Below are 1,484 nucleotides of genomic sequence, written 5' to 3'. Positions count from 1 at the left end.
CACTACTGTGTCAGGGGGCAGCGAAGGGGAGCGAGCCGTTGAGGGCTGTGCGCTCTGGCCGCCATTGCGTTGTCGTCGCGGCGCCCTACTCATGAAGTAGGTATGGACTCCTTCATGAACGCCGCTGCGGTGCAGCGGCTTGAGAGGTACTTCCAGCGAATCGGCGACGTGCTCGGCGAGGAGAGCCGGCGCGGCTCGTTCGCCCTCTACGCCATGGGCCTGTTGGGAGACGGGGAGCGCAAGAGCGTGGAGCCCATCGCCGCCCGCGCATGTCCGGACCCCAGGCGGGTGGACGCCATGCACCAGCGGTTGCTGCACTTCGCCGTGGACTCGAAGTGGAGCGACCGGGATGTGCGGCGCGAGGCGGCGCGGTACGCGCTGGAAGCGATGGTGCAGCGCGAGTCGGTGGAAGTCTGGATTGTGGACGACACGGGCTTCCTGAAGCAGGGCAAGCACTCGGTGGGCGTGCAGCGGCAGTACACCGGCTCGGCGGGCAAAATCACTAACTGCCAGATTGGCGTCAGCCTCAGTGTCGCCACCCGCACCGAGCACCTGCCCCTCGACTTCGAGCTGTACCTGCCCGAGGGCTGGGCCAACGACGCGGCTCGCCGCCGCGAGGCCCGCATCCCCGCCGACGTCACCTTCAAAACGAAACCCCAGTTGGCGTTGCAAATGATTGAGCGGGCCGTGGAGGACGGTGTCCCTCCGGGTGTTGTCCTGGGAGACACCGCCTACGGCACTTCCAGTCAGTTCCGTGCGCACCTGCGCTCGCTGGGCTTGCACTACGCGGTCGCGGTGGACCCTCAAACCTCCGTCCACGTGCTGAATGAACAGGGGCGGCCCCGCGGCAACGTGCGGAGCGTTTCAGACCTGGCCTTGCGCATTCATGCGCGAGGGGGTTTCCGTCGGTGCACCTGGCGTCAGGGCACCCAGGAGGACTTGTCGGCGCGCTTCGCCCTGCGCAGAGTCGTCGCCGCAGGCGTCCCCCAGCGAGAGCAGGAGCCGCTGTGGCTGCTCATCGAGTGGCGGGACGGTGAGTCGGAGCCCGCCAATTCCTTTCTCGTTTCCCTACCGGGGCTCAGCACGAAGAAGCAGCTCATTCGCCTGGTGATGCAGCGCTGGAGAACCGAGCGCGTCTACGAGGACCTCAAGGGCGAGCTGGGCTTGGACCATTACGAAGGCCGCCGCTTCCCTGGCTGGCACCATCACGTCTCGGTGGCACTGTGCTGCTACGCGTTCATCGTGGCTGAACGCGCGCGGCGTTTTTCCCCCTCGGCGCGAGGGGCGGCTGAGGCCCACGCGCAGCCACTCTCGGCCTGAGCGCCATTTCCGCGACAGCTTCATCACCGTACGGCTCGCCATGGCGCAAGGGATTGCCACCTGGCTGCCTCGGTGCCCCACCTGCCACCGCGCCAACCTCCGACGCTCCCCGCGAAGACTGCTCGCTCTCCCCGTTCATCCATCGGGCCCCTGACGCAGTAGTG

1 protein-coding gene is annotated in these 1,484 nt (G+C 67.2%); it reads left to right on the top strand.

Going from position 1 to position 1,484, the window contains the following annotated elements; all coding sequences use genetic code 11:
• Positions 1 to 114 precede the first annotated feature (114 nt).
• Positions 115 to 1,320, top strand: a complete 1,206-nt coding sequence (locus D7X12_RS41310; protein ID WP_120630559.1) for an IS701 family transposase — start codon at positions 115 to 117, stop codon at positions 1,318 to 1,320.
• Positions 1,321 to 1,484: the final 164 nt, after the last annotated feature.

It is taken from the genome of Corallococcus sicarius (genome assembly GCF_003611735.1).
Lineage (GTDB): Bacteria > Myxococcota > Myxococcia > Myxococcales > Myxococcaceae > Corallococcus > Corallococcus sicarius.
The sequence above is the reverse complement of the archived record's forward strand: the minus strand, read 5'-3'. Positions and strand labels throughout refer to the sequence as shown.